A 21,625-nucleotide genomic window follows, 5' to 3' on the forward strand; every position below is an offset into this window, starting at 1 on the left:
TTGCAGAGCCCCATAGGTCCGGACATTTTTAATATAGAGACAGGCATTTTATCTTCCCATCCTTATGATTCTTAAGTGCTTATATATAGCTGCGTCTCTTTATTACATCAAAAAATGGAGACACAGGCTCCGAAGCGCATTGAACCACACTGACATGCGTAAATACATAGGCCGAAATAGCTAGATATTTCTGCCTAGTCTCGATGAATGAGGTTGTCCGGAAAGATGTTGTAAAGCAGCCATTACCCTCATTTGTTGAAAATGGCCGTTTTGGCCGAGGAACAGCCATTCGCCGGTAGCTTCCTGAAACCCGCCTAGCCGATCAGGTCGCGCAACGCCTCTTCCAGCGTCGGGAAGGCGAAGCGGAAGTGCGCCGCCATCATCTTTTGGGGCAGCATCCTCTGCCCTTCCAGCAGCATGTCGGCGGATTCGCCCATGGCCAGCTTCAGCATGGTGGCGGGGGCGGTGAAGGGCGCCGGGCGGCGCAAGGCCGCCGCCAGCGTCCGGGTGAATTCGGCGTTGGTGACCGGATTCGGTGCGGCCAGGTTGTACGGGCCGTGCATCTGGTCGTCGCGCAACAGCCTGAGCATCATCGCGATGTGGTCTTCGATATGCACCCAGCTTATCCACTGCCTGCCGTCGCCCAGCTTCGCGCCCAGCCCCAGCCGGAACGGCGGCAGCATGCGCGCCAATATGCCGCCGTCATTGCTCAGCACCGGCGCGGTGCGCAGCAGACAGACGCGCACCTTCGACACGTTACCGGCAGAGTCGGCCGTTTGCGGGAGAAGGTGCGATGCGCCCACTCCCGCACCAGACGGCTCCGCCGCACCGTGTTGTGGCCGCACTCCCAATTTTTCGGCGGCGCGCGCCGCGTTCTCCCAAGCCACGCAGAGCTCTGCGGCGAAGCCTGCACCGGCCGCCGATGTTTCGTCCAGCATGCGGTCGCCGCCGTTGCCGTAGTAGCCCACCGCCGAGCCGCTGAGCAGCACCGAAGGCTTGCACTCGGCGGCGGCGATGCGCCGCACCAGCTCTTCGGTGAGGGTGACGCGGCTGTCCCACAAGACCCGTTTGCGCTGCGCCGACCAGCGCTTGTCGATGATAGGCTCGCCCGTGAGGTTGATGACCGCGTCGAAAGTCATGTCGGGGCGCCAATCGGCGAGCGAGCTTAGGGCTTTGACTCCTGCGCCACACTTGGCCGGGACGGAAGCCGGGTTGCGGCTGAACACGGTCAGCTCATGCCCTTCCGCCAGTAACGCCTTGCAAAGATGCCGGCCGATCAGGCCAGTACCGCCCGTGATGAGTATGCGCATGGCTCCTCCCCCCAAGTTTGCGTATGCTGCCGGTCAGGCTATCCGAACATAGTTCGGATGGCAATAAGCAAAACCCGCTATGATTTCACCCATGCAAAATCCTGTTTCGACCAATGCCGGATTGCTCGCGCGCAGCCTGTCCGCCGTCTGGCACCCCTGCTCGCAGATGAAGCACTACGAGAGTTTCCCGCTGGTGCCGATCGCGCGCGGTCAGGGCGTGTGGCTGTATGACTGCGACGGGAAGCGCTACCTGGATGCGGTCAGTTCCTGGTGGGTGAACCTGTTCGGGCATTGCAACCCGCGCATCAACGCCGCGCTGCGCGACCAGCTCGAGACGCTGGAGCATGCGATGCTGGCGGGCTTCACCCATGAGCCGGTGGTACGGCTTTCCGAGCGGCTGCGCGAGCTGGCGCCAATCGGGCTGGGGCACTGCTTCTATGGTTCGGACGGCGCCTCGGCGACGGAGATCGCGCTGAAGATGAGCGCGCATTACTGGCGCAACAGCGGCCAACCGGGCAAGACGCAATTCATCAGCCTGGAGAACAGCTACCACGGCGAAACGCTGGGCGCACTGTCGGTGACGGATGTTGCGCTGTTCCGCGATGCCTACGGCGCGCTGATCCGGCAGCAGGCCACCGTGCCAACGCCGGACTGGCGCAAGGCCGAAGCGGGCGAGAGTGCCGAGGCCTATGCGCTGCGCTGCGCCGCCGCGCTCGAACGGCATTTGCAGCAGCACCACGCGCAACTCGCGGCCTTCATCGTCGAGCCGCTGGTGCAGGGCGCGGCGGGCATGGCGATGTACCATCCGGTCTATTTGAGCAAGGCGCGCGAGTTGTGCGATCAATATAACGTTCACCTGATCGCCGACGAGATCGCGGTCGGCATGGGGCGCACCGGCACGCTGTTCGCGTGCGAGCAGGCGTCACCCCTCTCCCTAACCCTCTCCCCCAAGGGGAGAGGGAATGAAAGCAGTGATGCGCTCCCCTCTCACGTTTACGGGAGAGGGGTTGGGGGAGAGGGAATAACACCGGATTTTCTGTGCCTCTCCAAGGGTATCACCGGCGGCTATTTGCCGCTGTCCGTGGTGATGACGCGCGACGAAATCTACCAGGCCTTCTACGCCGACGAGACGGCGCGCGGCTTCCTGCATTCGCATTCCTATACCGGCAACCCGCTGGCCTGCCGCGCCGCGCTCGCCACGCTGGATATTTTCGTGCAGGACGACGTGCTCGCCGCGAACCGCAGCAAGGCTGCGTCACTGAACGCAATGGCGCGGCCATTGTCCGAGCATCATGCGGTGCGCAACTGGCGCAACACCGGCATGATCTGGGCGTTCGAGGTCGAATCGCCGCATAAGGATTTCGCGCAGCGCTGCTTCGCGCTTGCGCTGCAAAACGAACTGCTGCTGCGCCCGATCGGCAACACCGTCTATTTCATGCCGCCGTATGTGATCGATGAAGAGGAGATGCAATTGCTGGTGACACGCACACGGGAAATCGTCGAGGAGCTGACATGAGGTGGCTGGCTGGCATTGCTGCGGCATTGCTGCTTGCATTCGATGCCTGTGCTGCCGCGCTGCCCGCAACGGTGACGCAGGCGCTGAAGCAGGCGGGCATTCCGCTTTCTAGTGTCGCCATCGAGGTGCGCGAGGCGCACGCGCACAGGCCGCTTCTCAACCTGAACGCAGACCGGCCGATGAACCCGGCTTCTACGATGAAGCTGCTCACCACCTATGCCGCGCTGGACATGCTCGGCCCGGCCTACAGCTGGAAGACCGAGGCTTGGCTGGACGGCGAACTGAAGGACGGCGTGCTGCACGGCAATCTGGTGCTGAAAGGCTATGGCGATCCGAAATTCACCCTCGAGCAATTCTGGCTGTGGCTGCGCGAATTGCGCGCGCGCGGCCTGCACGAAATTCGCGGCGACCTGGTGCTGGACCGCAGCTTCTTCGAGTTGCCGCCGCACGACCCTGCCGCCTTCGACAACGACCCGGTGCGCGCCTACAACGTCGGGCCGGACGCGCTGCTGCTGAACTTCAACACGCTGCGCCTGCGCTACCTGCCGAACGGCAACGGCATGAAGGTCATCAGCGAGCCGCCGCTCGAAGGCGTGAAGCTGGATAACCGGCTCGCGCCGCAATCCGCCCCCAAGGCATCCAGGAACGGCTGCGACAACTGGGATGACGGCGTCCTCGTGCAGCCGGATGGCGACAGCGTCGTCCTGCAAGGCGGCTACCCCGGCGAATGCGGCGAGCGCGAACAGCACCTCAGTGTGATGCCGCACACACGCTACGTGGAGGCGGTATTTCGTGCGCTATGGCAGGAACTCGGCGGTGCGCTGAAAGGAAAACAGCGCGAAGGCGTCGCGGGCGGCAACGCGCAACTCTTCTCGACACACCACTCCGAGCCGCTGAGCGCGGTCATCCGCGACATCAACAAGTTCAGCAACAACGTCATGGCGCGGCAGCTGTTCCTGACGCTGGGTGCAGCCGCGCAGGAGGGCGCCACCTCGACCAATCTCGAGCGCAGCACGCGAACCGTGCAGGGCTGGCTGCAGAAGCAGCAGCTTGATTTCCCCGAACTGGCGCTGGAAAACGGTGCGGGCCTGTCGCGCAGCGAACGAATCAGCGCGGCGCATCTCGCGCAACTGCTGCAGCACGCCGCCGCTCATCCGTACAGCGCCGAATTTGCGGCCTCGTTGCCGATCCTCGGCGTGGATGGTTCGGTCAAAAAACGCCTCAGGGAAAGCGCCGCGGCCAGCCATGCCCACCTCAAGACCGGCACCCTGGAGGGTGTGAAGACCATCGCGGGTTATGTGCGCTCACAGGGCGGCAGGGAATGGGTCGTGGTGTTCCTCATCAACCACCCGAACGCGAAATACGGACAGGCCGCGCAGGATGCGCTGGTCGAGTGGGTGCAGGGGCAGTAGCCTCGGGCGGAGGCTACAGCGTTCGGGTCAGGTCGCCGCGCGCGAAGCCGCATAGCGGTCCGGCCATCCCCCTGCACAGGGCCATCGCCTTGAACAGTTCGCCCATCTCCGCCGGGCTGGTGAGCTTCTGCAGCTGCGCCGAGAGCGGCAGGTAGTCGCGCAGGTTTTCCGGCGGGGTATCCTTCAGCAGGTCGGCGATGCCGCAGTTCAGCAGGAAGAACGCCTGCGAGGTGTAGCCGAGCAGCTCCAGCCCGGCATCGATGCCGCATTCCGCAATGTCGGTGAAGTTCACGTGCGCGGTGATGTCCTGCAGGCCGGGCAGATAGAACGGATCGTCGTGTGCGTGGTGGCGGTAGTGGCACATCAGCGTGCCGCGGTTGCGCTGCGGGTGGTAGAACTCGCGCGCGCCGAAGCCGTAGTCGATGAACAGCAGCGCGCCTTTTTCCAGACAGCCCGCCAAGCTGTTGATCAGGCCGCGTGCGGCGAGGCAGATTTCACTCACATAATCGTCCGGCACGGCGATCTGCTGCGCGGCATGCAGCAGGGCGGAGTCGGCGATGGGGCGCTCCTGCCAGACGAAACCGTTGTCGCCGACGGCGACGCCGCGCTCGGCCAGCGCACTGTCCTGCCAGTGCACCAGATGCACCGGCAGGGCGTCGAGCACCTCGTTGGCGACGACCATGCCGCTGAATTTTTCCGGCAGCGCATCCAGCCAGCGCACCCGCTCCATCAGGTGCGGCAGTCGCTCCTGCAGCAAGGCCTGCTGGCGCGCGCGCAGGTCGGCGCTCACTTCGAGGATGGCGTAGCTCTCCGGCAGGCTGCCGAGCTTCTCCAGTTCGCCGAGCAGGTCCGCCGCGAGCTTGCCGCTGCCCGCGCCCAGCTCCAGAATCTGCGGCGCGCTCGCGGCCATGATCTCCGCAACCTGCCGCGCCAGGGTGCGGCCGAACAGCGGCGACAGCTCCGGCGCAGTGACGAAGTCGCCCGCCTCGCCGAACTTGTGCGCCCCCGCGGTGTAGTAGCCCAGCCCCGGCGCATACAGGGCCAGTTCCATGTAGCGCGCAAAGGTGATCCAGCCGCCCTGTTCGGCAATGTCGCGGCGGATGAAGTCGCCTAATCGGGCGCTGTGCTGCGCGGCTTCCGGGCTGGGGGGCGGTAGTTGAAGCGGCATGGTCGGGTATAATTCGCGAGCTTGAGAGTGGAGCGCGAGTCTAATGGAACAGGCGATGCAAGGCAAAGTGGTGCTGGTGACCGGCGGGGCGAAGCGCGTGGGCGCGGCGATCTGCCGCCGCCTGCACGCGGCGGGCGCGGAGCTCGCCGTGCATTATCACCGTTCCGAGAAGGAGGCTCAGGCCTTGCAGGACGAGCTGAACGAGCTGCGCCCGAAAAGCGCGGCTGCATTTCAGGTCGACCTGCTCGACCTGGATGCCCTGCCGAAGCTGGTCCACAAGGTCGTCAAAAAATTCGGGCGGCTGGACGTGCTGGTCAACAACGCTTCGAGTTTCTACGCCACGCCACTCGCGGAGGTGGACGAGCGGCAGTGGCACGACCTGCTCGGCACCAACCTGCACGCGCCGCTGTTCCTCGCGCAGGCTGCGGCGGACGAATTGCGCAGCAGTCACGGCTGCATCGTGAACATTGCGGACATTCACGCCGAGCGGCCGATGCAGGGGCATCTGCTGTATAGCGTCGCCAAGGCGGGGCTGGTCGCGCTGACCCGCGCGCTGGCGCAGGAAATGGCGCCGCAGGTGCGCGTCAACGCCGTCGCCCCCGGCGTGATCGTGTGGCCGGATGGACAGGCATGGGAGGACGTGGAGTTGCGCCGCAAGATCGTCGCGCATACCCTGCTCAAGCGCGAGGGCGAGCCGGACGACATCGCCCGGACCGTGGCCTTCCTGGTCCAGGATGCGCCCTACGTGACCGGACAAGTCATCGCCATCGATGGCGGCAGAAGCATCAACATTTAACCTGGAATCATCATGAACGACGTTGCACAACCCATCCATTTCGAGCGCCATTCGACCAACTTCAACCGCCTCAAGGGGCGGCTCGAGCATCAGGTCGGCAAGGCGATCGCAGATTTCAACATGATCGAAGCGGGCGACACGGTGATGGTCTGCCTGTCCGGCGGCAAGGACTCGCATGCACTGCTCGATATCCTGCTCACCCTGCGCAAGCGCGCGCCGATCGATTTCCGCATCATCGCGATGAACCTCGACCAGAAGCAGCCGGGCTTCCCTGAAGAAGTGCTGCCGGAGTACCTCAAGTCCATCGGCGTGGATTTCCACATCGAAAACCAGGACACCTATTCCATCGTCAAGGAAAAAATCCCCGAGGGCAAGACCACCTGCTCGCTGTGCTCGCGGCTGCGGCGCGGCATCATCTACCGCGTTGCGAACGAACTCGGTGCTAACAAGATCGCGCTCGGCCACCACCGCGACGACATGATCGAGACGCTGTTCCTGAACATGTTCTTCGGCGGCAAGCTCAAGGCGATGCCGCCGAAGCTGGTCACCGACAAGGGCGACCACATCGTGATCCGTCCGCTGGTCTATTGCGCGGAAAAGGACATCGCCCGCTACGCGCGCGGCATGGAATTCCCGATCATCCCGTGCAACCTGTGCGGCTCACAGGAAAACATGCAGCGCAAGAACGTCAAGAAGATGCTCGCCGCATGGGAGCTCGAGTATCCGGGGCGCAGCCAGACCATCTTCACCGCAATGCAGAGCGTCAAGCCCTCGCACCTGCTGGATAGCGGCCTGTTCGATTTCAAGAATCTCAAGATTGGCGACAAGGTGGCGGAAGGCGACATCGCTTTCGATGACGAGACGAGCTGTTAGGACGGCTGGCCGGCAAGCGTAACATGCTTGCCGAGCCGGGCGGCTCGGCCGGGAGTATCGCTCATACAAAGGGAGGGATATGAGAATCAGGTCTTGTATCGCTGTTGCCCTACTGGCAGTCGCGGGCTGCTCGGTGTTTCCCCACGCCGGACAAGAAACCGTCTATGACCAGGTCGTGACCGTTCTCAGGCCCATCGAGAAGGTGCCGGTCGCTGTCAGTTTCCAGGACGGCGCGTTCTATCGCGTGAAGGTGAGCAATACCCTGCCGGTCACGATCAACCTGCTGTGGGACGAGAGCACCTACGTCAACACCGGCGGCGAATCGGTGCGGCTCATCCGCGTGCTGGACCGGCGGAACCTTCCCGATCACCTGCAGTTGCCGCAGGCCGACTCACCCATCGCGCCTAATTCTCAGCTGCAGGCGGATTTCGCCGGCGAGAGCTGGATCGAGCTCGCGCGGCACGGCGGTGCGCCCAGGCCCAGAGAGAGTTTCAGGAAGGCGAAAATCAACCTGCTTTTCGACATCAACGGCAAGCGGGTCGACTGGCGCGGCGAGGTCGCGTTCGTGCCCAGGAAGCCGCACTGAGCGGTTATACCGCGACCTTGAAGATGGCCTTGCGGATGTTGTCTGAGCTGACCAGCGGCGCGTGCGCATCCTCCGGGAAGAAGATGCAGAACGCGCCGGGCGGGGTGGCGATCCAGCTTGCCGCAGCGTCGTGGAAGAAGCGGATGTCCTTCTCCTCGCTGTAATCACTCACCGGCTGCGTGCATTCCGCCAGCGCCTTCCAGCCCATCTCGTCGGTGCCTTCCAGCACCAGCTGGATGTCGATGTACTTGCGGTGGCACTCCAGCTTCGCCGCCTCGCGCGCGCGTCCCGGCACGCTCTCCATGATGACGAAGAGCTGCTTATCGACGATGGGATAACGCCCCGGCGCGAGCGAGAGCAGGTCGGTGTTGCGCATGTATTCGAAGACGCGCGGGAACAGCGGATGCAGCGCGGCGTAGCGGTCGGCTTGGGAGAGAGTGGAAAAAATCATCTGGATATCCGTTTAAATAAAACGAGCAATCATGCCATTTTGGTATTGGCCCTGCAGCGGTATCTGCACGCGATGCCCGCTGCCCGGCGCGACGCTGACGGCTTCGCCATCGAGGTTTTTCATCTCGGTGAGTTCGACGATGCGGTTGCCGGAAGGGTGGATGATCTCGAGCCGGTCGCCGACCTGGAATTTGTTTTTTACGTCGATCTCGGCGATGCCGTTCGCGCAGCTCACGATGTCGCCGACGTATTGCTGGCGCGTGCTTTCGGAGTGGCCCTGCATGTAGTTCTGGTGCTCGTGGGTATGGTGGCGTTCGAGGAAGCCATCGGTGTAGCCGCGGCTCGCGAGCGCATCGAGCGCGCCGAGCAGTGCGTAGTTGAATGGTCTGCCCGCGGCCGCGTCGTCGATCGCCTGCCGGTATACCTGTGCGGTGCGCGCGACGTAGTAGATGGACTTGGTGCGGCCTTCGATCTTCAGCGAATCCACGCCGATCTTCACCAGCCGTTCGACATGCTCCACCGCGCGCAGGTCCTTGGAGTTCATGATGTAGGTGCCGTGCTCGTCTTCCAGCACCGGCATCAGCTCGTCCGGGTGATCCTGGCGCGAGATCAGGTAGGCGCGGTCGGCGAGTGGGTGGCGCGGCTGGCTGCCGCAGGACGACAGCGCGCTTTCGCTTAGCGCCTTGTCGAAGTCGAAATCAATTTTTTGGATGTCGCCGGTGCCGCCCTCGATCGCGTTGTCCACCTTGTAGTCCCAGCGGCAGGAGTTGGTGCAGGTGCCCTGGTTGGCGTCGCGGTGGTTGAAGTAGCCGGACAGCAGGCAGCGACCGGAATAGGCCATGCACAGGGCGCCGTGGATGAACACCTCGAGTTCGATATCCGGGCACTCCTGGCGGATCTCCTCGATCTCGTCCAGCGACAGCTCGCGCGACAGGATCACGCGTGTGAGGCCCAGCGATTGCCAGAATTTCACTGCCGCATAGTTAATGGTGTTGGCCTGCACCGACAGATGAACTTCCGCCTCCGGCCAGCGCTCGCGCACCATCGCGATCAGGCCGGGGTCGGCCATGATGAGTGCGTCCGGCCGCATCGCGATGACCGGCTGCATGTCAGCCAAGTAGGTCTTGAGCTTGGCGTTGTGCGGCATCAGGTTGCTGGCGACGTAGAACTTCCTGCCGAGCGCGTGCGCCTCCTGAATGCCGCTGGCCAGTTCTTCGAGCTGGAATTCGTTGTTGCGCGCGCGCAGGGAATAGCGCGGCTGTCCGGCGTACACCGCGTCCGCGCCGAAGGCGTAGGCGGTGCGCATTTTTTCCAGCGTGCCGGCGGGCAGGAGAAGTTCGGGGGATTTCATCATTAGTTTAAAAACATTTCACCACGAAGACACGAAGAACACGAAGATTTACGAGACCGGATGTGCTCATCTGTCGAGCAAGCCAAATTGTGGAAACTTCTTACGCATTTCTTCGTGACCTTCGTGTGCTTCGTGGTGAGCGGGGTTTATCTTGACAGTCCCAGCCGCTTCCAGATTTCCAGCGACGGCCCGGCCTGGTTCAGCGTGTAGAAGTGCAGCCCCGGCGCGCCGCCCGTGAGCAGCTTCTCGCACAGCAGTGTGACCACGTCGAGGCCGAAGGCCTGCACCGACTCGTTGTCGTCACCGTAGCCTTCCAGTGTCTTGCGTACCCAGCGCGGGATCTCCGCGCCGCAGGCGTCGGAAAAGCGCGCGAGTTGCGAGAATTTCACGATGGGCATGATGCCCGGCACGATGGGGAGGGTGACGCCGAGCTTGCGGCATTCATCGACGAAATGGAAATAGCTGTCGGGATTGTAGAAATACTGGGTGATCGCCGAGTTCGCGCCGGCCGCGGCTTTGCGCTTGAAGTTGGCGAGGTCGTCGCGCGCCGAGCGGGCCTGCGGATGGACTTCCGGATAGGCCGCTACCTCGATGTGGAAATGCTCGCCGGTCTGCGCGCGGATGAACGACACCAGTTCGTTGGCGTACTGGAATTCGCCGGCGGTCGCCATGCCCGAGGGCAGGTCGCCGCGCAGCGCGACGATGCGCCGGATGCCGAGCTGCTTGTAGGTCTGCAGGACTTCGCGGATGCTCTCTCGCGTCGAGCCGATGCAGGACAGGTGCGGCGCGACTTCGAGTCCCTCGGCCTTGATCTGCTGCACGACTTCCAGGGTGCGCTCGCGCGTGGAGCCGCCTGCGCCGTAGGTGACGGAAAAATAGTCCGGGCCGAGCGCCGCCAGTTGCTTGCGCGCGGCGGCGAGCTTTTCCGCGCCTTCCGGAGTTTGCGGTGGGAAGAATTCGAAGCTGTAAAGCGGTTTATTCATGCCATTCCTAATCATTGCGTGGCCTCATGACTTGTGCGGCGGCTGCGGACAGCGCCCACGAAAAAATACTGTACAGGACCGCACCGAGCACGCCGTGCCAGAAGCCGTCCACGACGAAACCTTTCAGCACCGACCCGACGAACCAGAACAGCAGGCCGTTGATGACGAAGATGAACAACCCCAGGGTAAGCAGCGTAACCGGCAGCGTGAGCAGCAGCAACAGCGGGCGGATCAGCGTGTTGACCAATCCGAGGAAGAACGCGGCGATCATCGCATCGACGAAGCTGTCCAGATGGATGCCCGGCACGAAGTTCGCCACAGCCAGCAGAGCCAGCGCGTTCAACACCCAGATCAGCAGCAGTCTCATCGATCTCCTTCCAGGTTCGGCGTCAAAGGCCGTTCGTGCCGAGCTTGTCGAATCATAAATGGCCTTCGACAAGCTCGGCACGAACGGTTACCGGATACTAGTAGCGGTAATGCTCCGACTTGTACGGGCCGTTCTTCGGCACGCCGATATAGGCGGCCTGCTGGTCGGTCAGTTCGCTCAACTGCGCATTCAGCTTGGTCAGCTGCAGGCGCGCCACCTTCTCGTCAAGATGCTTGGGCAGGGTATACACGCCGACCGGATAGTCCTTGGTGCGGGTGTACAGTTCGATCTGCGCAATGGTCTGGTTGGCGAACGACGAGGACATCACGTAGGACGGATGGCCGGTGCCGCAGCCGAGGTTCACCAGGCGGCCCTTGGCGAGCATGATGATGCGCTTGCCGTCCGGGAAAATGACGTGATCCACCTGAGGCTTGATTTCTTCCCACTGGTACTTCTCGATCGAGGCGACGTCGATCTCGTTGTCGAAGTGGCCGATGTTGCAGACGATCGCCTGGTCTTTCATCTTCGCCATGTGGTCGTGGTTGATCACGTGGAAGTTGCCGGTGCAGGTGACGAAAATATCGGCCTTGTCGGCGGCGTATTCCATGGTCACGACGCGGTAGCCTTCCATCGCGGCCTGCAGTGCGCAAATCGGGTCGATCTCGGTCACCCATACCTGCGCCGACAGCGCACGCATTGCCTGCGCCGAGCCCTTGCCCACGTCACCGTAGCCGGCGATCAGCGCGACCTTGCCCGCGATCATCACGTCGGTGGCGCGCTTGATGCCGTCCACCAGCGATTCGCGGCAGCCGTACAGGTTGTCGAACTTGGACTTGGTCACCGAGTCGTTGACGTTGATCGCGGGGAACTTCAGCTCGCCGCGCTCGTGCATCTGGTACAGGCGGTGCACGCCGGTGGTAGTCTCCTCGGTCACGCCCTTGATCTGGGCGAGGCGCGTCGAGTACCAGGTCTTGTCGGTGGCGAGCTTGGCCTTGATCGCGGCGAACAGGATGCGTTCTTCCTCGGAGCCGGGGTTGGCCAGCACGCCGATGTCCTTCTCGGCCCTGGCGCCGAGATGCAGCAGCAGGGTGGCATCGCCGCCGTCGTCGAGGATCATGTTGGAATAACCACCATCCGCCCATTCAAAGATGCGGTGGGTGTAGTCCCAGTACTCGGTGAGCGTTTCGCCCTTGACCGCGAACACCGGGATGCCGTCTGCGGCAATTGCGGCGGCGGCGTGGTCCTGCGTGGAGAAGATGTTGCACGATGCCCAGCGCACCTGCGCGCCGAGCGCGGTGAGCGTCTCGATCAGCACGGCGGTCTGGATGGTCATGTGCAGACTGCCGGTGATGCGCGCACCCTTGAGCGGCTGGCTCTTCGCAAATTCCTCGCGGATCGCCATCAGGCCGGGCATCTCGGTCTCGGCAATGGCGATTTCCTTGCGCCCCCAGGCGGCGAGGGACAGGTCGGCGACTTTGTAATCGGTAAACGTGGCGTTCATGAAGCACTCCATTCATAAAAAGTTAATGAATGGGTGCCGTTGAAACAGTTATGGCTCCGAGCCTGACGGGGGAATGTGGATCAAACCCGCTGCAGCACCCCTCGGAGGGCGCGGATTATAAACGCAAAAAGGATATTTTGCTGGGATTGCTTACCACGACGCGGCGGGCATGCCGCTCCACAGCTCGTGGATGTCGCGGATGCCCCACTTTCCCGAGTCTTCGTGCGAGACGATCTTGTCCTTGCAGGCGGGTTTCGACAAATCCACCATCTCCGGCGGGATCCGGGCGTTGGACTTGATCGAGAAGAACACTTTGACCACCGGGGTGAGCAGCGATTTTCCGCTTTGTTCGATGACTACGCCCAAATGACCGGATTCCAGCTTGACCAGCGAGCCGATCGGGTAGATACCGACGCTTTTGACGAAGGCATGAAATATCTCGGTGTCGAAATGCCCCTTGCTCCATTCCGCCATCTTGCGCAGCGATTCGGCGGGCTCCCAGCCGTTCTTGTAGGGGCGGTTGGAGGTGATCGCGTCGTAGACGTCGCACACCGCCCCCATCTTGGCATACAGGCTGATCTGCGCCTCCGTGAGCCGCTCCGGATAGCCGCTGCCGTCCACTTTTTCGTGGTGGTGCAGGCAGACGTCCAGCGCCGCTTGGTTGATGCCGTTACCTTCCAGCAGCATCCTGTGCCCCTCGACCGGGTGGTTCTTCACCGCCGCGAACTCGGTATCGGTCAGCTTGCCGGGCTTGTTGAGGATGCTCAGCGGGATCGTCATTTTGCCGACATCGTGCAGCAGCCCGGCCAAGCCGGCCTGGCGCACCTGCTCGTCGTCGAGCCCCAGTTGCCGCGCCAGGGACACCATCAGCGCGCACACTGCGACCGAATGCATGTAGGTGTAATCATCCTTGTTTTTGAGGCGCGCCAGCCCGATCAATGCACCGGGATTGCGCATCACCGAGGTGGAGATTTCCTCGACGATGGGCAGTGCGTCGTCGGAACTCAGCGCCTTGCCCATGCGCGCCTCCCTGAACATGGAGGAAACGGCCTGCTTGGATCTGGCGCAGATCTTGATGGCACGTGCGGCTTCCTGAGCGACATCGACGCGCTGAATTGTCTTGATGGCCGTATCGGCCTGTGCAAGCGTGGTTTCGACTTCCGCCGCGATCGCTTTCTCGTCTTCTCCGTCCGCGACGCCCAAACCTTTGGCGTCGTCTATCCATACTTCCTTGAGGCCGGTTGCGAGGAGGGTTTTCAGGTCGCTGGGGTTGTCCAGCAGGAAGGCGCCACGCCAGAACGGATGATCCATCCACGAGCCACACAACTCATGGACGAACATGCCCAGGCGCAGTTGTTTGACATGGATACGTATCAGCACGGATGTCTCGATGTGTCGGAGGATAGGGCGAATTCTAGCTTATAAAACAGGGTTATTGAACAGCCAAATCAACTGCCGAATCAACCGTCGATAACCGAGGCGATGAGTTGCAGCGATTTGTCCGTCGCCCCGCGGTTGGACGCCACAAACCCGGCGCAGCATTGCCGCATTTCGCGCAGCGCTTCCGGGTCGTCCAGCAGGCGCCGGGTTTCGCTGGCCAGTTCGCCGCCATCCTGCACCTGCATTGCCGCTCCGGCGGCGATTGCCAGCCTCGTCGCCTCGGCAAAATTGTAGGTGTGCGGGCCGATCAGCACCGGGGCGCCGGCCGCGCAGGCCTCGATCAGGTTCTGTCCGCCGTAGGGCAGCAGGCTGCCGCCGACGAAGGCGAGGTCGGCGGCGGCGTAGTAGGCGAACATCTCGCCCATGCTGTCGCCCAGCACCGCCCCGGTTTCCGGCGGGATAGCGCTGCCCTGCTCCATTTCGCTCCGGCGCCGGAACGGGATGCCGTGCCGTTCCAGCAGAGCGGCGACCTCCGCGAAGCGCTGCGGATGGCGCGGCACGATCACCAGCAGCAGGCCGGGGATCTGCACCTGCTGCAGCGCGTCGAGCAGCAAGGCTTCCTCACCGTCGCGGGTGCTCGCGGCGAGGAACACCTTGCGCGATGCGCCGAACTGCCCGCGCAATTGCCTGCCCAGTTCCAGCATCGCGGGCGGCGGCTCGATGTCGAACTTGAGGTTGCCGGTCACGGCAACATTTTTTGCGCCGAGGCCGGCCAGGCGCGCGGCATCGTCGGTGGTCTGCGCGGCAACGGCGGCGAGTTCGCCCAGCGCGTCGCGGGTCAGCCGCGCGAATCGTGCATAGCCGCGCGCCGATTTTTCCGAGAGGCGCGCGTTCAGCAGCAGCAGCGGCGTGCCGGTCTCGCGGCAGGCATGGATCAGGTTGAACCAGATTTCCGTCTCCATCAGGATGCCGAGCCGCGGCTTGAAATGATTCAGGAACCGGTTCACCGCAAACGGGTAGTCGTAGGGCAGATACACGCGCAGCACATCGTCGCCATACAGTTGCTCGCTCGTGGCGCGCCCGGTCGGCGTGGTGTGGGTGAGCAGGATCTGGTGGTCGGGGTAGCTTGTGCGGAGCCGCGCGATGAGGCTCTGTGCGGCGCGCGTCTCGCCTACCGAAACGGTGTGCAGCCAGATGATCGGCCGGTCGCTCTGCGCGGGATAAAAGCCGAAGCGCTCGCCGACATGGCGCAGGTATTCCGGCTGTTTGCGCGCGCGCCAGGCTAGACGCAGGAAGATATACGGCAACAGCAGCCATAGCGTGAGGGTGTAAAAAAATCGCGGGTTCAGCATGCCGCCATTCCTTGCAGCGCCTCGATGACGGCGGCGACATCCGGTGCGTGGCCGGCATTGCCGAGATTGACGGCACATCGCCCCGCGTACAGGCCGGTGAGCGCCGGATCGGTAGCGGTGTAGATGCCGACGGTGGGCACGCCGAGTGCCGCCGCGAGGTGGGCGAGGCCGGTGTCCACGCCCATCACCGCCCGTGCGCCGCCGAGCAAGGCGGCCGCCTCGTTCAGGTTCAGGCGCGGCGGCGCGACCGCATCGGGAATCGCCGTGGCGAGGCGCAGGCTGCGCGCCTGTTCCGCCTCGCTGCCCCACGGTAGAACGCAGCGGATATTTTTCTCATGCAGGTAATGCCCCAGCGCGATCCAGTTTGCCTCGTTCCACAGCTTGTCGGCGCGGCTGGTAGCGTGCAGCAGCACGGCGTAAGCGCCTTCCACGAGCCAGACAGGTTGTGCGAGGACGGGCGGACGGATGCCGTAATCGGCTCGTTCTTGCAGCGTATAACCGAGCGCCTGCGCGGCGAGCTGGCGGTTGCGTTCGACGGCGTGCTGCCCCTTCGCGACCTGAAAAGTCTGCTGGTACAGGCCGGATGCCAGTGGCTCGCGTGCGCTGTTCCGGTCAAAGCCGCAGCGCAGCCCGCGTGCGCCGCGCATCAGCAAAGCGCTCTTGAGCAGGCCCTGCGTGTCGATTGCAATATCGTAATGTTGTGCTGTCAGCGTGCTGCGAAATGCCGCGATTTCGCGCCATGTGGCGGCGCTCAGCAGCTTGCCGCGCCAGCGCCGCACCGCAACCGGGATGACGTTGCGTACCGCCGAGTGCAGCCTGGGCAGCGCGGCAAAACTTTCCTCCACCAGCCAGTCGATCTGCGCGTCCGGGTAGCGGCGCGCGATGTCGCTGGCCACCGGCAGGTTGTGCAGCACGTCGCCCAGCGACGAGGTCTTGACCAGCAGGATATGCGGCGTTTGTATGTCGGCAAAAAGAGGCGCCATAGGAGAGTCGTGGTTTCGGGTGGTTCGCATCTTATAGGATGCGGTGCGGCTTGAGGAAGGGCATGGTTCCCTGACGGTGATGCTAAAATGCGCCACCCTGATTTCCGGTAAATGGCATGACGTATTATGTTCCACTGCTTAGCGCACTGGTGACGCTGATGTTGACATTCATTCTGATGACGAGCAAAACCGGCGCTATTGTCCGAGATATACCCAACGAGCGTTCGCTGCATAGTGTCCCGATTCCGCGGGTTGGCGGCATCGCGTTGATGGTGGGAATATTGTCAAGCTGGGCATTGCTGATGCAGTTCCTGGCGTGGTGGATTGCATTGCCCGCAGCAGGTTTGTTCGCGCTGTCGCTGCTGGATGATGTACGCGGCCTCTCCCCGCAAACGCGCCTTGCCGGCCACTTCCTTGCTGCGCTGGTCGCCTTGGCGGGTGCCGGCGTACCGTTGCTGTGGTTCATTCCTGTATTGCTGTTCGTCGTGTGGATGACCAATTTGTACAATTTCATGGATGGTTCGGACGGGCTGGCGGGCGGCATGGCATTGTTTGGTTTCGGCAGCTACGGGATTGGCGCATGGCTGACTGGCAACGAGATGTTCGCGCTGCTGAATTTTTCGGTCGTGTCGGCGGCGGCAGGTTTTCTGGTTTTTAATTTTCATCCGGCCAAGGTATTCATGGGCGACGCCGGTTCGATTCCGCTGGGTTTCCTTGCCGCCGTATTCGGTGTGTCGGGCTGGCAGGCCGGGTATTGGCCGTTCTGGTTCCCGCTGCTGGTGTTTTCACCGTTTGCGGCCGACGCGACCATGACGCTGTTCAAGCGCATGCGGCGCGGCGAAAAGCTTTCCCAGGCGCATCGCAGCCACTATTACCAGCGCCTTGTGCAGATGGGCTGGGGGCACCGCAACACCGCATTCGCCGAATATGCGCTGATGTTGCTGGTTGGCATATCTGCTTTGTGGGGGATTGGCCTGGATGCTCATGGGCAGGCCTATCTGCTGATCTGGTGTGCCGTAATTTATTCAGGGCTGATGATGTGGATCGATTGGCGCTGGTATCTGTATCGGGCAAAACAGGAGAATGCCGATGTTGCGTAAATCGAATGCTCGTACCGCGCTGGCTATCCTGCACGATACGGCGGCGGCGGCATTTGCGTTGATCGGTGCGTATCTGCTCCGGTTCAATTTCGAGGTGCCACCGGATTTTACCGCAGAAATAAAATACAACCTGTTGTGGATCGTCCTGCTGCAAATGGCAATATTCTGGGGGTTTGGTTTGTATCGCGGCATGTGGCGATATGCCAGCCTCAACGATTTGCGCCGCATCGTGCTGGCAGTGCTGTTCGCGGCAATAGTCATCCCGTTTGTGCTGTGGATGCTGCGCAGCGATATGGTGGTGCCGCGCTCGGTGCTGATATTGGACCCGTTGTTGCTGATGCTGATTATGGGCGGCAGCCGGGTGCTGTACCGGATGTGGAAGGAAACCGGGCTGTATGGACGCATGAAGTTGTCTGCCGAGCCGGTTCTGGTGCTGGGCGCCGGCGATGCAGCGGTCATATTGTCAAAAGACCTTGAAAAAAACCCTTCCTGGCAATTGGTCGGCTTTCTGGACGATGATGCCAACAAGCAAGGCTGCATCCTGAATGGCGTAAAAGTGCTGGGCCGTCTGGACGATCTGGCGCACTGGGTCAATCATTTCGGCGTCGAGCGCGTCATCATCGCCATGCCGTCCTGTTCGCACCAGCAGCGCAAGCGTGCGATCCAGCTTTGCAACCAGGCCAATGTGAAGGCGCTTACGGTGCCTTCTTTCGACGACCTGGTGAGCGGCAAGGTGGGGGTATCGCAGCTGCGCGCGGTCGAACTGGACGATCTGCTCGGGCGTGATCCGGTGGCGTTGGATGACGCCGGATTGCATGGCCTGTTGGCCGGAAAAACGGTTATGGTCACCGGTGCGGGCGGCTCGATCGGCTCCGAAATGTGCCGCCAGATTGCGCGGTTTGCGCCTGCGAGGCTGATACTGTTCGAGTTGAGCGAATTTGCGCTGTATACCATCGAACAGGAAATGAAGCAGGCTTTCCCCGCCTTGAATTTCATTTATCTCGTGGGCGATGTGCGCGATGCGGAGCGGGTCGACGAAGTCATGCGGCAGCATCGGCCGGGAGTGCTGTTTCACGCGGCGGCTTACAAGCATGTGCCGCTCATGGAAAAGTACAATGCATGGCAGGCGATCCGCAACAACGTGCTGGGCACCTGGACGGTGGCGCATGCGGCGCAGCGGCATGGCGTCGGAAAATTCGTGATGATTTCCACCGACAAGGCGGTCAATCCGACCAACGTGATGGGCGCTTCCAAGCGGCTCGCGGAGATGGTGTGCCAGGCGTTGCAGCCATCCGGCGATACGCGCTTCGTCATGGTGCGCTTCGGCAATGTTCTCGGCAGCAACGGCAGCGTGATCCCCAAGTTCCGCGAACAGATTGCGCAAGGCGGGCCGGTCACGGTCACCCATCCCGAGATCACCCGCTATTTCATGTCCATTCCCGAGGCGGCGCAACTGGTGTTGCAGGCCGGGCTGATGGGGCAGGGTGGCGAGATTTTCGTGCTGGATATGGGGGAGCCGGTGAAGATCGTCGATCTGGCCAAGGACTTGATCCGTCTCTCCGGCTTCACCGAAGAGGATGTCAGGATCGAGTTTACCGGGCTGCGCCCCGGCGAGAAACTCTACGAGGAGCTGCTGGCGGATAACGAGCATACTTTGTTGACGCCGCATCCCAAGCTGCGCATCGCCCAGGCACGGCAAGCCGATGCGGCCTGGCTGGGGAATCTGCTGGATTGGGCCAAGTTGCCCGGCATGCCCGATGAGCAGGTGCGCGCCGCGCTGCAGGATTGGGTGCCGGAGTATCGGCCGGCGCTGAACGGCCATAAGCCATGACCTCTCTTTCCATCGTCCTCATCACCAAAAATGAGGCGGCCAACATACGCGATTGCCTGCAGTCCGTGTCGTGGGCGGATGAGATCGTGGTGGTGGATGCCGGCAGTACCGACGATACGGTGAGCATCTGCAAGGAGGTGGGGGCGCAGGTGTATGTGCACCCCGATTGGCCGGGTTTCGGGCCGCAGAAGAACCGTGCCCTTGGCTATGCGAGCAAGGACTGGGTGTTCTCGATTGATGCGGACGAGCGCGTTACGCCGGAGCTGCGCGCCGAATTGATACAGGCCATGAACGAGGGGCGTGTGCAGGGATTCTATTTGCCGCGTCTGTCGCAATTCTGCGGCAAATTCATCCGCCATTCCGGTTGGTATCCGGACTATGTGCTGCGCTTGTTCAAGCGCGGAGCGGGGAGGTTTTCGGATAGTCTGGTGCACGAGAGCGTGCTGCTGACGGGCCGGACGGACAGGCTGAAAAATCCGCTGCTGCATTACAGCTATCTCACGGCGGATGACGTGCAGCGCAAGGTGGAGCATTATTCCGCCGCCGCCGCACAACAGATGTTTCAATCCGGGAAACGGTCCACCTGGCTGGCTGCCGCCCTGCGCGCCGGCTGGGCGTTCGTGCGCACCTATGTCTTGCGGCTGGGGGTGCTGGATGGAATCGCCGGATTGAGCATCGCACGCATGAATGCCCGCACTACCTATCTGAAATACCGCAAACTCGAGGCGTTGCGCGCCGCCTCCCGATAGCCGCTAGCCCAGCGCGCGCTTCAATCTGCTGCGCAGCAATTGCCAGCGCAACTCGCGGGTATCTTCGGGCTCTTCCAGACGCAAGCCTTGGGCGGGTATTCCGCGTCGCAGGTAATAGCGGTCGAAAACCGATTGGCGCATCCCCCACTTGTTCAGGAACTGCCTGCCGCCGTCGTTCTTCTTTACCTTGCCGGTGGATTTGCACTGGAAGTGATAGACCAGCGAATCGCCCGCGCCCAGGAAGATGCGGCAGCCCGCGTGCCACAGCTTCATGGAAAAATCGTTGTCGCTGCTCATGCCGGGAGAGAACTCGCTGCTGTATCCGCCCACCTTGAACCACCAGCGCCTGCTGACCAGCGTGGGCGGCCAGGTCGCACCGTACCAGTCGGCCTTGCGCAGTTGCGGCAATTCTTCGAGCAGCCCCGCTTCGTTGAAAGTATCCGCGTCGCTGCCGTAATCGCGCACGATCACGCAGGGATTGCGAGTATCGCGCGGCTCGATCATGGTGCCGGAGAGCATGAACAAATCGGTGTCCAGCCGCCCGAGCTTGTCGACCAGCGCTTGATCCCAGCCGGGGCAGCAGTACATGTCGTCGTTCAGATACAGGATGTAATCCTGCGCGGCATGCATCGCCGCTTCGTTTACCGCCAGGCAGATGCCGATGTTCTCAGGAGAGTGGGTGTGCGTGATGCCCTGTTCGCGCACCCAGGCAAGCGTGCCGTCGCTGCCGTCGTTGACATGCACGATGATCTGGTGCGCGTAGGCGGAATGCTGCCAGATGCTGCGTATGCAGAGTTGCAGCAGCGCAAGGTTGTTCCAGCTGGGGATGATGATGGAGAACATTTGTCTGCCCGGTTATGGTTTGCGCGTACGGATCAGCACGTTCTGGCCGGTATGCGGACTGGATTGCTGCGCGCGGTATTCCTGCAACTCCTTGCGGTAACCCCAGGCCAGCAGGCCCAATTCATCCAGCCAGGATAATTTGCCGGTTTGTTTTTGCCGGTTCGAGCGGCTCACGCGATACACCACGGCGGAACCGGCCGAGTAGGTGCGGGCATCGATCACCTCGAAGCCGGCGCGTTGCGCAAGCAGCCGTAGCGATTCCACGGAGAACAGGTGCAGATGCCTTGGAGGCTCCCAGCCGCGCCAGAATGCGCCGAATTCGCCGGCCCCGATGCTCTCCACGTTGGGAGTGGTCATCACCAGCAGTCCGCCGGGCTTCAGGATGCGCAGGCTTTCGGCGAGCGCGGCATAGGGATCATGCAGATGTTCGATGGTCTGGCTCATGGTGATCGCATCGAAACTGTCCGATGGCAAGGCGCATTGCGTCAGATCGCCGACATGCCCCTTGATGCCGTAGCGCGCAATGGCCTTCTCGATCGCCTGTGCGTCGAAATCGATCCCCTCTACCTGCCAGCCGCGCTTCTTCATCCGATTGAGGAAACGCCCGCCTCCGCAGCCGACGTCCAACAGCTTGCCGGGCGGCTCATGCTTCAGCGTCATGTAGCGCAGATAATCGGCCTCGCGTTTCAGTCCGTTGGTGATCCAGAGGGGTAGCAAGCCAAGCTTGATAAAGCGGTGTACCAGACTGAGCGTGGCCCCGGTAAGGCGATTGCCGGATTTGCGCGTGTGTGTGTGATAGGTGGTGTATGCCTTCCAGAGCTCGTGCGGCGGCGGTGCCGGGTCCAGCCAACACGCGCCGCAGGCAGGATTGGAGCAATGCCGGAAACCCCATGAGCCGCCGAGATTGCCGTCCGGGTCGGTGATGCCGGTCTGTGCAAATTCGCCCGCCGAGCCGCACAGGTTGCATAAAGGCCGCGGCTCACTTGCTATACTATTCATATTTGGGTTGTCGGTCGGATGATTCAACGCGTACATTCTATAACGGCACCCCATTATTTTAGAGGCAGGATGAAA

At 62.3% G+C, this 21,625-nt stretch carries 20 protein-coding genes and 1 riboswitch; of the genes, 8 read left to right on the forward strand and 12 right to left on the reverse strand.

What is annotated here, in order from left to right:
• Positions 1–314 precede the first annotated feature (314 nt).
• A complete protein-coding gene (locus ACRRNM_RS10275) occupies positions 315–1,310 on the reverse strand; it encodes an epimerase (RefSeq protein ID WP_435628126.1) in 996 nt (331 codons plus the stop codon).
• A 91-nt stretch (positions 1,311–1,401) separates the two neighbouring features.
• On the opposite strand from ACRRNM_RS10275, the gene ACRRNM_RS10280 reads away from it, so the two are divergent.
• Complete coding sequence (locus ACRRNM_RS10280) at positions 1,402–2,826, forward strand: aminotransferase class III-fold pyridoxal phosphate-dependent enzyme (RefSeq protein ID WP_435628127.1); 1,425 nt, start codon at positions 1,402–1,404, stop codon at positions 2,824–2,826.
• Positions 2,823–4,238, forward strand: a complete 1,416-nt coding sequence (gene dacB, locus ACRRNM_RS10285; RefSeq protein WP_435628128.1) for a D-alanyl-D-alanine carboxypeptidase/D-alanyl-D-alanine endopeptidase — start codon at positions 2,823–2,825, stop codon at positions 4,236–4,238. Before ACRRNM_RS10280 ends, dacB begins: the two co-directional genes overlap by 4 nt.
• A 13-nt stretch (positions 4,239–4,251) precedes the next feature.
• Here the strand turns inward: dacB and ACRRNM_RS10290 are convergent, their stop codons facing one another.
• Entirely contained in the window at positions 4,252–5,406 is a 1,155-nt protein-coding gene (locus tag ACRRNM_RS10290) for a class I SAM-dependent methyltransferase (RefSeq protein ID WP_435628129.1), read from the reverse strand.
• Positions 5,407–5,461: 55 nt separating this feature from the next.
• Here ACRRNM_RS10290 and ACRRNM_RS10295 point away from each other — a divergent pair, with 55 nt between their 5' ends.
• The 3 genes from ACRRNM_RS10295 to ACRRNM_RS10305 all read left to right on the forward strand — a co-directional run bounded on the left by ACRRNM_RS10295 (position 5,462) and on the right by ACRRNM_RS10305 (position 7,661).
• Positions 5,462–6,202, forward strand: coding sequence for a pteridine reductase (locus tag ACRRNM_RS10295; protein WP_435628130.1), 741 nt, complete (start codon positions 5,462–5,464; stop codon positions 6,200–6,202).
• A gap of 12 nt (positions 6,203–6,214) precedes the next feature.
• Positions 6,215–7,075, forward strand: a complete 861-nt coding sequence (ttcA, locus tag ACRRNM_RS10300) for a tRNA 2-thiocytidine(32) synthetase TtcA (RefSeq protein ID WP_435628131.1) — start codon at positions 6,215–6,217, stop codon at positions 7,073–7,075.
• A gap of 79 nt (positions 7,076–7,154) precedes the next feature.
• Complete coding sequence (locus ACRRNM_RS10305; protein ID WP_435628132.1) at positions 7,155–7,661, forward strand: hypothetical protein; 507 nt, start codon at positions 7,155–7,157, stop codon at positions 7,659–7,661.
• Between the two features lie 4 nt (positions 7,662–7,665).
• Here ACRRNM_RS10305 and ACRRNM_RS10310 read toward each other — a convergent pair whose 3' ends face one another.
• The 8 genes from ACRRNM_RS10310 to waaC all read right to left on the reverse strand — a co-directional run bounded on the left by ACRRNM_RS10310 (position 7,666) and on the right by waaC (position 16,028).
• Positions 7,666–8,112, reverse strand: coding sequence for a YhcH/YjgK/YiaL family protein (locus ACRRNM_RS10310; protein ID WP_435628133.1), 447 nt, complete (start codon positions 8,110–8,112; stop codon positions 7,666–7,668).
• Between the two features lie 12 nt (positions 8,113–8,124).
• The gene (gene yegQ / locus ACRRNM_RS10315; protein WP_435628134.1) at positions 8,125–9,465 is read right to left on the reverse strand and encodes a tRNA 5-hydroxyuridine modification protein YegQ; all 1,341 of its coding nucleotides are present in this window, start codon (positions 9,463–9,465) and stop codon (positions 8,125–8,127) included.
• Between the two features lie 143 nt (positions 9,466–9,608).
• Positions 9,609–10,445 (reverse strand): methylenetetrahydrofolate reductase [NAD(P)H], encoded by an 837-nt coding sequence (gene metF, locus ACRRNM_RS10320; RefSeq protein ID WP_435628135.1) that lies wholly within the window; start codon positions 10,443–10,445, stop codon positions 9,609–9,611.
• 7 nt (positions 10,446–10,452) lie between these two features.
• Complete coding sequence (locus ACRRNM_RS10325) at positions 10,453–10,812, reverse strand: phage holin family protein (protein WP_435628136.1); 360 nt, start codon at positions 10,810–10,812, stop codon at positions 10,453–10,455.
• Positions 10,813–10,909: 97 nt separating this feature from the next.
• Positions 10,910–12,313, reverse strand: coding sequence for an adenosylhomocysteinase (ahcY, locus tag ACRRNM_RS10330; RefSeq protein WP_435628137.1), 1,404 nt, complete (start codon positions 12,311–12,313; stop codon positions 10,910–10,912).
• Between the two features lie 24 nt (positions 12,314–12,337).
• Positions 12,338–12,422: riboswitch (S-adenosyl-L-homocysteine riboswitch) on the reverse strand.
• 41 nt (positions 12,423–12,463) lie between these two features.
• The gene (locus ACRRNM_RS10335) at positions 12,464–13,693 is read right to left on the reverse strand and encodes an HD-GYP domain-containing protein (protein WP_435628138.1); all 1,230 of its coding nucleotides are present in this window, start codon (positions 13,691–13,693) and stop codon (positions 12,464–12,466) included.
• A gap of 80 nt (positions 13,694–13,773) precedes the next feature.
• Entirely contained in the window at positions 13,774–15,045 is a 1,272-nt protein-coding gene (waaA, locus tag ACRRNM_RS10340; protein WP_435628139.1) for a lipid IV(A) 3-deoxy-D-manno-octulosonic acid transferase, read from the reverse strand.
• Positions 15,039–16,028, reverse strand: a complete 990-nt coding sequence (gene waaC / locus ACRRNM_RS10345; RefSeq protein WP_435628140.1) for a lipopolysaccharide heptosyltransferase I — start codon at positions 16,026–16,028, stop codon at positions 15,039–15,041. Before waaC ends, waaA begins: the two co-directional genes overlap by 7 nt.
• 158 nt (positions 16,029–16,186) lie before the next feature.
• Between waaC and ACRRNM_RS10350 the strand changes: the two genes are divergently transcribed.
• From ACRRNM_RS10350 to ACRRNM_RS10360, 3 genes are read left to right on the forward strand one after another with little or no spacing between them, the layout of a single operon-like run.
• Positions 16,187–17,128 carry an MraY family glycosyltransferase gene (locus ACRRNM_RS10350; RefSeq protein ID WP_435628141.1) on the forward strand — a complete coding sequence of 314 codons (942 nt, stop codon included), beginning with the start codon at positions 16,187–16,189 and terminating at the stop codon, positions 17,126–17,128.
• Complete coding sequence (locus ACRRNM_RS10355) at positions 17,118–18,959, forward strand: polysaccharide biosynthesis protein (RefSeq protein ID WP_435628142.1); 1,842 nt, start codon at positions 17,118–17,120, stop codon at positions 18,957–18,959. Before ACRRNM_RS10350 ends, ACRRNM_RS10355 begins: the two co-directional genes overlap by 11 nt.
• Complete coding sequence (locus ACRRNM_RS10360; protein ID WP_435628143.1) at positions 18,956–19,708, forward strand: glycosyltransferase family 2 protein; 753 nt, start codon at positions 18,956–18,958, stop codon at positions 19,706–19,708. Before ACRRNM_RS10355 ends, ACRRNM_RS10360 begins: the two co-directional genes overlap by 4 nt.
• Positions 19,709–19,711: 3 nt before the next feature.
• Here the strand turns inward: ACRRNM_RS10360 and ACRRNM_RS10365 are convergent, their stop codons facing one another.
• Together ACRRNM_RS10365 and ACRRNM_RS10370 are read right to left on the reverse strand one after the other, a co-directional pair.
• Positions 19,712–20,551: a glycosyltransferase family 2 protein gene (locus tag ACRRNM_RS10365; RefSeq protein WP_435628144.1), complete on the reverse strand. Its 840-nt coding sequence runs from the start codon at positions 20,549–20,551 to the stop codon at positions 19,712–19,714.
• Positions 20,552–20,563: 12 nt separating this feature from the next.
• Positions 20,564–21,550 (reverse strand): class I SAM-dependent methyltransferase, encoded by a 987-nt coding sequence (locus ACRRNM_RS10370; protein ID WP_435628145.1) that lies wholly within the window; start codon positions 21,548–21,550, stop codon positions 20,564–20,566.
• Between the last annotated feature and the right edge of the window lie 75 nt (positions 21,551–21,625).

Source organism: Ferrigenium straubiae (assembly GCF_051257895.1).
In the GTDB taxonomy this organism is placed as follows: domain Bacteria; phylum Pseudomonadota; class Gammaproteobacteria; order Burkholderiales; family Gallionellaceae; genus Gallionella; species Gallionella straubiae.

Excerpts from the sequence above, each read along its gene's own strand:
- ahcY (WP_435628137.1), bottom strand. The coding sequence starts at position 12,313 with ATGAACGCCACGTTTACCGATTACAAAGTCGCCGACCTGTCCCTCGCC.
- metF (WP_435628135.1), bottom strand. The coding sequence starts at position 10,445 with ATGAATAAACCGCTTTACAGCTTCGAATTCTTCCCACCGCAAACTCCG.
- ACRRNM_RS10350 (WP_435628141.1), top strand. The coding sequence starts at position 16,187 with ATGTTGACATTCATTCTGATGACGAGCAAAACCGGCGCTATTGTCCGA.
- ACRRNM_RS10355 (WP_435628142.1), top strand. The coding sequence starts at position 17,118 with ATGTTGCGTAAATCGAATGCTCGTACCGCGCTGGCTATCCTGCACGAT.
- ACRRNM_RS10280 (WP_435628127.1), top strand. The coding sequence starts at position 1,402 with ATGCAAAATCCTGTTTCGACCAATGCCGGATTGCTCGCGCGCAGCCTG.
- waaA (WP_435628139.1), bottom strand. The coding sequence starts at position 15,045 with ATGCTGAACCCGCGATTTTTTTACACCCTCACGCTATGGCTGCTGTTG.
- ACRRNM_RS10370 (WP_435628145.1), bottom strand. The coding sequence starts at position 21,550 with ATGAATAGTATAGCAAGTGAGCCGCGGCCTTTATGCAACCTGTGCGGC.
- waaC (WP_435628140.1), bottom strand. The coding sequence starts at position 16,028 with ATGGCGCCTCTTTTTGCCGACATACAAACGCCGCATATCCTGCTGGTC.
- ACRRNM_RS10305 (WP_435628132.1), top strand. The coding sequence starts at position 7,155 with ATGAGAATCAGGTCTTGTATCGCTGTTGCCCTACTGGCAGTCGCGGGC.
- ACRRNM_RS10290 (WP_435628129.1), bottom strand. The coding sequence starts at position 5,406 with ATGCCGCTTCAACTACCGCCCCCCAGCCCGGAAGCCGCGCAGCACAGC.
- ACRRNM_RS10365 (WP_435628144.1), bottom strand. The coding sequence starts at position 20,551 with ATGTTCTCCATCATCATCCCCAGCTGGAACAACCTTGCGCTGCTGCAA.
- ACRRNM_RS10295 (WP_435628130.1), top strand. The coding sequence starts at position 5,462 with ATGCAAGGCAAAGTGGTGCTGGTGACCGGCGGGGCGAAGCGCGTGGGC.
- ACRRNM_RS10310 (WP_435628133.1), bottom strand. The coding sequence starts at position 8,112 with ATGATTTTTTCCACTCTCTCCCAAGCCGACCGCTACGCCGCGCTGCAT.
- dacB (WP_435628128.1), top strand. The coding sequence starts at position 2,823 with ATGAGGTGGCTGGCTGGCATTGCTGCGGCATTGCTGCTTGCATTCGAT.
- ACRRNM_RS10325 (WP_435628136.1), bottom strand. The coding sequence starts at position 10,812 with ATGAGACTGCTGCTGATCTGGGTGTTGAACGCGCTGGCTCTGCTGGCT.
- yegQ (WP_435628134.1), bottom strand. The coding sequence starts at position 9,465 with ATGATGAAATCCCCCGAACTTCTCCTGCCCGCCGGCACGCTGGAAAAA.
- ACRRNM_RS10275 (WP_435628126.1), bottom strand. The coding sequence starts at position 1,310 with ATGCGCATACTCATCACGGGCGGTACTGGCCTGATCGGCCGGCATCTT.
- ACRRNM_RS10360 (WP_435628143.1), top strand. The coding sequence starts at position 18,956 with ATGACCTCTCTTTCCATCGTCCTCATCACCAAAAATGAGGCGGCCAAC.
- ttcA (WP_435628131.1), top strand. The coding sequence starts at position 6,215 with ATGAACGACGTTGCACAACCCATCCATTTCGAGCGCCATTCGACCAAC.